The following is a 9,287-nucleotide window of genomic DNA, read 5'->3' as shown; positions in this document are numbered from 1 at the left end:
CGGGCACCGGGCGTGCGACGTCAGCTGGCCGCCGGCCCGCACCCGCGAGGCGCAGGGGCGCTGCCCGGAGTGCGGCAAGCCGCTGACCGTCGGCGTCCTGCACCGCGTCGAGGAGCTGGCCGACCGTCCGGACGGATTCCTGCCGGAGGGTGCGCCGGGAGTGACGCACCTGATCCAGCTGCACGAGATCCTCGGCGAGCTCAACGGCGTGGGGCCGAAGTCGAAGACGGTCGACGCCCAGCTCAACACGCTCGTCGCGGAGCTGGGCTCGGAGCTGGCGATCCTGCGGGACGTGCCGGTCGAGGAGATCGTGCGCGTCGGCGGGGAGCTGCTCGGGGAGGGCATCGCGCGGCTGCGGCGCGGCCAGGTGCACCGGACGCCGGGGTACGACGGCGAGTACGGCGTGATCCGGCTGTTCGACCCGGCTGAGCTCGCGCCTGCCGTCCAAGAGGAGACGTTGTTCGACATCCCGGTGGTACCGAAGCAGCGTCAACCTGCCGCGAAAGCCGCGGCGAAGCGTCGGCCCAGGTCGGTCGAGCCGCCGATCGTCGAGGCTCCGCCGCCGATCGCGCCGCCGCCGTCGCCGCACGAACCGCTCGAACCCATGCTGGCCGGCATGGAGGAGGTCGGCACCGGGCTGCTCGACCGGCTCGACGCACTGCAGCGGGTGGCGGCCTCGGCGCCCGGCGGGCCGCTGCTCATCGTCGCGGGGCCGGGCACCGGCAAGACGCGCACGCTGACCCACCGGATCGCGTACCTGTGCGCCGAGCTGGACGTGTATCCCGAGGAGTGCCTGGCGATCACGTTCACCCGGCGGGCCGCGGAGGAGATGCGGGAGCGGCTGGAGGGGCTGCTCGGGCCGGTGACCGAGGCGGTCACGGTGTCGACGTTCCACGCGCTCGGCCTGTCGATCCTGCGGGAGCACGCGGGAGCCGTCGGGCTGACCCCGCAGTTCCGCATCGCCGAGGAGGCCGACCTGCTGGCGGCGCTGGAGCCGCTGTCGGAGCGGGAGGCCCGCAGGGCGCTGGCGGACCCGGCGATGCAGGAGACGCTGGCGAAGGCGCTGCGGGCCCGGGACCTGGTCTCGCTCGACGAGCTGCTGACGCTGACCGTCCAGCTGCTGTCGGAGTCGCCGGCGCTGGTCGACCGCTATCGCGCACGCTGGCAGTGGATCTTCGTGGACGAGTACCAGGACGTCGACCCGGTGCAGTACGAGCTGCTCCGGCTGCTCTGCCCGCCCGGCGGCAACCTGTGCGCGATCGGCGACCCGGACCAGGCGATCTACTCGTTCCGCGGCGCCGAGGTCTCGTTCTTCCTGCGGTTCACCAAGGACTTCTCGACGCCCGAGATCCACGCCCGGGTGGTCCGGCTGACCCGCAACTACCGCTCGTCGGCGCCGATCCTGGCCGCCGCCGTCCAGGCGATCGCGCCGACCACGCTGGTGCCCGGCCGCCGCCTCGACCCGGCGCGGCTCGACCTCGAGGCGCCGATGGTCGGGCTGTACCCGGCGGCGTCCGTCGCCGACGAGGCCGACTTCGTCGTGCGCACCGTCGACGAGCTGGTCGGCGGCCTGTCGCACCGCTCGCACGACGGGCGGGTCGACTCCCGCGCGACCGTGGGCGCCATGTCCTTCTCGGACATCGCCGTGCTGTACCGCACGGACAGCCAGGCCGGCCCGGTCGTCGACGCCCTGTCCCGGGCCGGCGTCCCGGTGCAGAAGCGGTCGCACGACCGGCTGCTCGACCGTCCGGGCGTCGCCGCCATCGCCCGTGAGCTGCGGTTCGCCGGTGGGCTGGGCGGCTCGATCGCGGCCCGGGTGCGCCTGTCCGGCCAGGTCGTGGCCGGCCGCTGCGGCCAGCTCGACTCCGACGTGCTCGGCCTGAGCGAGGCCGACGTCTGGAACGCCGTCGAGCTGATGACCCCGCTCGCCCTGCGGGCCGGCAGCAACCTCGAGGAGTTCCTGGGCGCGCTCGCGACCGGCGCGGAGGTCGACGGCTGGGATCCACGCGCCGATCGGGTGACGCTGCTGACGCTGCACGCGTCGAAGGGCCTCGAGTTTCCGGTCGTCTTCCTGGTCGGCTGCGAGGACGGGCTGCTGCCGCTGCGGGCGTTCGCCGGGGCGCGGCAGTCGGAGGACGACGTGGCCGAGGAGCGCCGGCTGTTCTTCGTCGGCCTCACCCGGGCCCAGGACCGGCTCTTCCTCTCGCACAGCCGCACGCGCTTCCGGCACGGTTCGGAGCGGGACATGCCGCCGACGCCGTTCCTGTCGGCCATCGACCCCGGATTGTTGGAGCGCCGGGGCCCGGCCGCGCCGCGGAAGCCGAAAGATCGACAGTTGCGCCTGATCTGAGCCTGGTTCGGCACGGATCCGTGAGGCGGAAGTGGCAGGTGGGGGCAGTACCGTAGCAGCGAGCACCCCGTTAGGCTCTGTTCGCCACCCCCAGCGCAGGAGGGATCGACATGTCGGGTTACGGACCGCCGGGCGGACCGTACCAGGGCCAGCCGCAGGACCCGTGGCAGCAGCACGGGCAGCCGGATCCCTACGGCCAGCCGGACCCCTACAGCGCGCCACCCGGCGGCTACGGTCAGGACACACAATGGGGCCAGGGCGGTAGTGGCTACGGTCAGCAGGGCGGCGGCTACGGCCAGCCGCCTGGCTACGGCCCCGACCCTGGTTACGGCCGCGACCCCGGCTACGGGCAGGAGCCTCCGCAGTGGGGTCCGCCGCCCTCGCCGCCGCCGAAGAAGAAGTCCGGCGGCGCGGCGGTCGCCTTCGTCGTGGTGCTCGTGCTGCTGCTGTGTGGCGGCGGCTCGGCCGGCATCTACTACATGCTCCAGAAGGACGAGAAGCCGCAGACCCCGTCGGCGGGGCCCTCGACCAACCCGAGCAGCGCGGCCTCCAACGCGGCCTCGGCCCAGCCCTCGGCGAGCGCCTCGGCCAGCCCGACCGGCGTCTCGGCCGGCGACGCGGCGACCATCAAGGTCGGCGAGTGCCTGATCAACCGGGGCACCGCGAAGGCGCCGAAGCTGGAGAAGATCGCGTGTGCGCCCGGCACGTTCGAGGTGCTCAAGCGGATCACGGCCACGACCGACGTCAAGAAGTGCAACGGCGTGACCGGTTACACCCACGACTACTACTTCGACAGCACGGTCAACACGAACGACTTCGTGCTCTGCCTGAAGCTGCGCACCTGACCTGCTGTTTCGCCGTCGCCGGCCCGGTCCTCCTGCGGGGGACCGGGCCGAGTTCTTCTCCGACCCCACCCCCGGCGTTTTGACACGGAGTAGGGTTGTAGTACATTCGTTCGAGCCGGAGTGCGGGCTTCACTGCCGCCTTATTGGGCAGTCTTGTGCCTGCGCTAGAAAACGCTAGATATCCCACGACACGCCGTAGAGGTTCTTCTACGCGGTTCTAGCCCCTGAGCTAGAGACGCCGATACTGTGCGATCGTGGATCCGGTTCGCAACCCGTATGCGCCCGGCGCCGGGCAGCGTCCGCCCGAGCTCGCCGGTCGCGATCGCGAGCTGCACGCCTTCGAAGTGGTGCTGGAGCGCATCGCCCGTGGCCGCCCCGAGCGCTCGCTCGTCCTCACCGGCCTGCGTGGCGTCGGCAAGACCGTGCTGCTCAACACGCTGCGCTCGCAGGCCATCTCGCGGCTCTGGGGCACCGGCAAGATCGAGGCCCGCCCCGACGAGTCCCTGCGCCGGCCTGTGTCGGCCGCCCTGCACATGGCGATCCGGGAGCTCGCGCCGCATCACCGCGCGCCGGACCGGATCGACGAGTTCCTGGGCGTGCTCAAGGCGTTCGCGATGCGCGAGGATCCGCGCAAGCCCCCGTCGAAGCTGCGCGACCGCTGGCAGCCGGGCATCGACGTGCCGCCGACCACCGGCCGCGCCGACTCGGGCGACATCGAGATCGACCTGGTCGAGCTGTTCACCGACGCCGCCAGCGTGGCCACCGACGTCGGCACGGGCGTCGCGCTGTTCATCGACGAGATGCAGGACCTGGGGGCCGACGACGTCTCGGCGCTGTGCGCGGCATGCCACGAGCTCTCGCAGACCGGCGCCCCGCTCATCGTCGTCGGCGCGGGCCTGCCTCACCTGCCGGCCCTGCTATCGGCTTCCAAGTCGTACTCCGAGCGCCTCTTCCGGTACCAGCGGATCGACCGGCTGGATCGGATCGCGGCCGACCTCGCGCTGACGGCGCCCGCCGATCGGGAGGAGGTCGAGTACGAGGAGAAGGCACTCGACGCGCTCTACGAGGCCTCGGGCGGCTACCCGTACTTCGTCCAGGCCTACGGCAAGGCCACCTGGGACCACGCCCCGCGCTCGCCGATCACCGCCGCCGACGTCCGCGTGGCGGCGCCCGAGGCGGAGGCCGAGCTGGCGGTGGGCTTCTTCGGCTCCCGCTACGAGCGGGCGACGCCCGCTGAGCGCGAGTACATGCGCACGATGGCCACGCTCCTCCCCGCCGTCGACGTGTCGGAGGCGGTCCCGACGGCGGAGATCGCCAAGTCCCTGAACCGCAAGCCGGCCAGCCTGTCCCCGGCCCGCGACGCCCTGATCAAGAAGGGCCTGATCTACTCGGGCGAGCGAGGGACGGTCGCCTTCACGGTCCCCCACTTCGCCCGCTACCTGCGCACCCAGCCCTCCGAGTAGGCCCTACGACTTGCTGCGCTCGATGATCGGGTGCAGGTCGCGGCGTTCGATCGCGGCGGCCATCAGCTCCGGGAACACGTCCGGCGTGCAGGCGAACGCCGGGACCCCCAGCGCCGCCAGCGCGGCGGCGTTCTCGTGGTCGTAGTCCGGGGCGCCCTCGTCCGACAGTGCGAGCAGCGTGATCACCTGGACGCCCGCGGACGTCATCGCGGCCACACGGCGCAGCATCTCGTCGCGGACGCCACCCTCGTACAGGTCGCTGATCAGCACGAAGATCGTGTCACGCGGCCGGGTGATGAGCTGCTGGCCGTAGGCGATCGCCCGGTTGATGTCGGTGCCGCCGCCGAGCTGCGTGCCGAACAGCACGTCGACCGGGTCGGCCAGCTTGTCGGTCAGGTCGACGACCGCGGTGTCGAAGACGACGAGCGAGGTCTTCAGCGAGCGCATCGATGCCAGTACCGCCGAGAAGACCCCCGAGTAGACCACCGACGCGGCCATCGAGCCGGACTGGTCGACGCACAGGACGATGTCACGCTGGACCGACTGTGCGCGGCGCCCGTAGCCGATCAGCCGCTCCGGCACCACCGTGCGCAGGTCGGCCTGGTAGTGGCGGAGGTTGGCGCGGATCGTCTTGTCCCAGTCGATGTCGTGGTGGCGGGGCCGGTTGACCCGGGCCGCCCGGTTCAGCGCGCCGCTCAGCGCGGTGCGGGTCGGCTGGGCGACGCGCCGCTCCAGCTCGGCGACGACCTTCGCGACGACCTTGCGGGCCGCGCGCTTGCTCTTCTCGGGCATGACCCGGTTGAGCGACAGCAGCGTGCCGACCAGATGCACGTCGGGCTCGACCGCGTCGAGCATCTCCGGCTCCAGCAGCAGCCGGGTCAGGTTGAGCCGCTCGATGGCATCGGCCTGCATGACCTGCACGACGGTGGACGGAAAGTACTGGCGGATGTCCCCCAACCACCGGGCGACCCGCGGCGCCGACGCTCCCAGACCGGCCCCGCGCTGCGTCGGGCCGTCGGGGGAGCCGTCGTAGAGCGCGCCGAGCGCGGCGTCCACCGCGGCGTCGGTGCCGGTCAGGCTGTAGCCGGTGCCCTCGCCGCCCTCCGCGCCGCCGAGCGCGAGCCGCCACCGCCGGAGCCGCTCGTCATCCATACACTTCCCTCCCCAGGAGCCTGGCGACGACCGGGAGCAGCAACGTACCCCGCTCCGCGTCGATGTCCTCGTCGGCCTCGCCGCCGCGGCGCCGCCCGCCGGTGCCGATGGTCGCCGCCCGCTCGCCGATCATGCGCCGCTGCGGTGCCGGATAGCCGCTGAACGTCCGCCGGAGCAGCGGCAGTACCTCCACGAACCCCTCGGCGGGAATGCCCGTGAGCCAGGCGTCGACCAGCCCGAGGAGCCGCTCGTCGTGCACCAGGAGCAGCCCGTCGCCGGCCAGAAACCCCTCGATCCAGGCCGCGGCCCGCGCCACCGGCACACCGACGGTGAGCACCAGCGCCATGCGAGCCCCGACCTGCTCGGCGTCGACGCTGCCGGCGTCGAGCAGCAGGCGGCTCATCCGCCCGGTGAGCAGGCCGTGCAGGTCGTCGCGGGTGGACAGCCCGCTGAGCACGCCCTGCCAGCGCGCCGTCGCGTCGGCGTCGTCGACCAGCGCGAGCGCGCCCTGCACCCCGTCGATCCGGTCGCGCATGACCGCCGCCGCGGCATCGTCCAGCCCGCCGACCGCGGCCGGCAGCCCGACGCAGATGCGCGTGATCATCCCGAACGTCACCGCCCGCAGCGACGAAAGGTCCGTCCCGCGCACGTCGCCATACCGCAGCGTCCGAGCCAGCGCCGGCAGCGCGTCCATCAGGTGGGCGACGTCGGCGTCGAGCGCCATCCGCTCGTCGAGCGCGTCCAGCACTCCCGGCAGCGCCGCCGGCAGGTCGGCGAGCAGGCACCGCTCGACCAGCGTGGTCACGTCGGCGAGCGTCTCCGCCGCGGCGGCCTGCTCGGCAACCCGCGCGGTGGCCGCCTCGAGCACGGTCGTCCCGTACGCCCCCGCCTCGATCAGGTCGACCTCGAACTCCGGCTGCCAGGCGATCTCCCACTCCTCGCGGAAGGTGCCCTTGCCCTTGGCCCCGGCCAGCACCTTGCCCCACTCGACCCCGAGCAGCCGGAGCCGATGCAGCAGCCGGCTGCGGTCGAGGTCGAACGCCTGGCGCAGGTCGAGCCGCAGCTCCCGGCGCTCGACCTTGGGCGGCAGGCGGAGCCGCCGCTGGCTGCCGGCGACGTCGCGCGAGATCGGCACCGCCGGCGTCTTGTCCGGCACCCGCCCGAGCCGGTCGCCGACCACCAGCCGCCGGTTGATCAGGCTGAGCCGCAGGTCGTCGCCGTCGCACAGCACCGCGTGCGCGGCGTCGGTGACCTCGGCGAGCCCGGCGAGCGGCCGCCCGCGCATGGTGGCGAGCGCCTCGGCCAGCCGCGTCGCCTCGATGACGTGGGCGCTGGACACGGGCACGCCATCCCTGCGCAGCACGCCGGCCGCCTTGACCAGCCAGCGCTCAACCACGTGCCGGTCCACGGAGGTGAACAGGTGGTGGTACCACCCCGGTGAACGCACCCCCGCCCCGTACCCCTGCCAGGACGCCAGCCGCGCATGCGTCCACGGCACCCAGGTCACGGCCACCTTGACCTTGGGCAGCCCCTTGAGTACCGCCGCGTCGGCCGAGGCGCTGGGCAGCGGCGCCGTGAGCGCCGGGACATGCCAGGCCCCGCACACGACCGCCACCCGCTCGTACTCCTTGAGCGCAGCCCGCAGCCCCGCCCGCATGTGGGCTTCACGCCGCTCCTCGTCGACCCGCTCGGCCTCGGGCAACTCGGGCGTGTGCGCCCGCACGACGGCCATGGCCTCGGCGATCGCCGCGAACGGCGCGGACGCGGCCCGCAATTCCTCGGCGTCGATCTCGGGCTCGGCGGCGAACAGCCCGACCCCGGCGAGTTCGCCGAAGTCCACAGCCCCGGCGGCCGGCGGGTCGGCCTGGGGCGGGGAAGCAACCGAGCCCGGGCCGGCTCCAGTTCCGGGAGAGGTCGTCAGAGCCGGCCCGGTTGCCGGGATGGGGCTGGCGACCGCCGCGGGGCTGGTCACCGGGACGGGACCGGTTGCCGGGGCGGGGCCGGAGGGCGCCACGATCCGCAGCCCCGGACCTGTTGCACCGGCGCCGGGGATGGTCGCCGGACTAGTGGCCGGGACCGAGCCAGCGGCCGGGACCAAGCCGGCGCCCACGCCCGAGCCGGCGCCCGGAGCCGAGCCAGCGCCCGGAGCCGAGCCAGCGCCCGGAGCCGGGCGAGGGGCCGGGATTGGGGCCGAGCCGGCGGCTGGGACCGAGCCGAACGGTGCCATGGCCCCCACACCCGGACCGACAGCACCACCGGCCGAGGCGGGCCCGGAAGGTGCCACGGTCCCCACGCCCGGACCAGCTGGACCAGCCGTCGGCTGAGGCGGCACCGCGGGCGAAGAAGGTGCCGGCGACTCGAAGCGGTGCTCGACCACGTCCTCCCACCAGCGCTCGGGGTCGTCGTACCCGGCCGCCTCCGCCAGCGCCCCGATCGGGTCGACGCGGACCGCGTCCTGCGACTCGGCCGCGCCCGCCGGTGTCCCCGCCGCGAGGCGGACGGCGGCCGGTAGGTCGATGAAGCGGACCGGCACGTCGCGGGCCACGGCCCAGCGGATCGCCTGCCACTCCGGCGAGAACTCGGCGAACGGCCAGAACGACGCCCGCAGGCGCGGGTCGGGGTGGTCGGCCGGATACGCGAGCAGGGCCACCGGCGCCCGCATGTCCTCGTCGCCGGCGATCGGCACCAGCGCGTCCGCCTCCGGTGGGCCCTCGATGAGCACGACCTGGGGCTGGAACGCGGCCAGCGCCCGCCGCACGGCCCGGGCCGAGCCGGGGCCGTGGTGGCGTACGCCGAGCAGCAGGGGCTCACTCACCGCGGCGGGCCGCCCGGTAGAAGTCGCGCCAGCCCTCGCGCTCGCGGATCACCGTCTCCAGATACTCCTGCCAGACGACCTGGTCGGAGACCGGGTCCTTGACGACGGCGCCGAGGATGCCGGCGGCCACGTCGCCGGCCCGCAGGACGCCGTCGCCGAAGTGGGCGGCGAGCGCCAGGCCGTTGGTGACCACGGAGATCGCCTCGGCGGTGGACAGGGTGCCGCTGGGGGACTTGAGCTTGGTCCGGCCGTCCTCGGTCGCGCCGTTGCGCAGCTCTCGGAAGACGGTGACGACCCGGCGGATCTCGTCGACCGCCGGCGGCAGCTCGGGCAGCTCCAGGGCCTTGCCGAGGGCGGCGACCCGGCGGGCGACGATGTCGACCTCCTCCTCGACCCCGGCCGGGACCGGCAGGACGACGGTGTTGAATCGACGGCGCAGGGCGGAGGACAGCTCGTTGACCCCGCGGTCGCGGTCGTTGGCCGTGGCGATGACGTTGAACCCCTTGCGGGCCTGCACCTCCTCGCCGAGCTCCGGCACCGGCAGGGTCTTCTCGGACAGGATCGTGATCAGCGTGTCCTGCACGTCGGACGGCACACGGGTGAGCTCCTCGATGCGGGCGATCTGCCCGTCGGCCATGGCCCGCAGGACCGGGCTCGGCACC

At 73.6% G+C, this 9,287-nt stretch carries 6 protein-coding genes; 3 read left to right on the top strand and 3 right to left on the bottom strand.

Features of this window, described 5'->3' with window-relative positions:
• From ABZS66_RS58330 to ABZS66_RS58320, 3 genes are all read left to right on the top strand, one after another.
• Positions 1-2,350: UvrD-helicase domain-containing protein (locus ABZS66_RS58330; RefSeq protein ID WP_354773091.1), on the top strand; the 2,350-nt coding region annotated here is incomplete at its 5' end.
• 110 nt (positions 2,351-2,460) lie between these two features.
• Positions 2,461-3,195, top strand: coding sequence for a hypothetical protein (locus ABZS66_RS58325; RefSeq protein ID WP_354773089.1), 735 nt, complete (start codon positions 2,461-2,463; stop codon positions 3,193-3,195).
• A 254-nt stretch (positions 3,196-3,449) separates the two neighbouring features.
• Complete coding sequence (locus ABZS66_RS58320) at positions 3,450-4,658, top strand: ATP-binding protein (RefSeq protein WP_354773087.1); 1,209 nt, start codon at positions 3,450-3,452, stop codon at positions 4,656-4,658.
• Positions 4,659-4,661: 3 nt separating this feature from the next.
• Here ABZS66_RS58320 and ABZS66_RS58315 read toward each other — a convergent pair whose 3' ends face one another.
• From ABZS66_RS58315 to ABZS66_RS58305, 3 genes are all read right to left on the bottom strand, one after another.
• Positions 4,662-5,810, bottom strand: a complete 1,149-nt coding sequence (locus ABZS66_RS58315; RefSeq protein ID WP_354773085.1) for a VWA domain-containing protein — start codon at positions 5,808-5,810, stop codon at positions 4,662-4,664.
• The gene (locus ABZS66_RS58310; protein WP_354773083.1) at positions 5,803-8,625 is read right to left on the bottom strand and encodes a DUF5682 family protein; all 2,823 of its coding nucleotides are present in this window, start codon (positions 8,623-8,625) and stop codon (positions 5,803-5,805) included. The genes ABZS66_RS58315 and ABZS66_RS58310 overlap by 8 nt, the downstream gene beginning before the upstream one ends.
• The coding region (locus tag ABZS66_RS58305; protein WP_354773081.1) for an AAA family ATPase at positions 8,618-9,287 on the bottom strand (670 nt) is incomplete at its 5' end. The genes ABZS66_RS58305 and ABZS66_RS58310, both read right to left, overlap by 8 nt.

The sequence above is a fragment of the Dactylosporangium sp. NPDC005572 genome (genome assembly GCF_040605515.1).
Lineage (GTDB): Bacteria > Actinomycetota > Actinomycetes > Mycobacteriales > Micromonosporaceae > Dactylosporangium.
Note: the sequence above shows the minus strand (reverse complement) of the source record. Positions and strands in the feature narration are given on the sequence as shown.

Bases quoted from the DNA above. Each gene is read 5' to 3' on its own strand.
- ABZS66_RS58325 (WP_354773089.1), top strand. From the start codon at position 2,461: ATGTCGGGTTACGGACCGCCGGGCGGACCGTACCAGGGCCAGCCGCAG.
- ABZS66_RS58315 (WP_354773085.1), bottom strand. From the start codon at position 5,810: ATGGATGACGAGCGGCTCCGGCGGTGGCGGCTCGCGCTCGGCGGCGCG.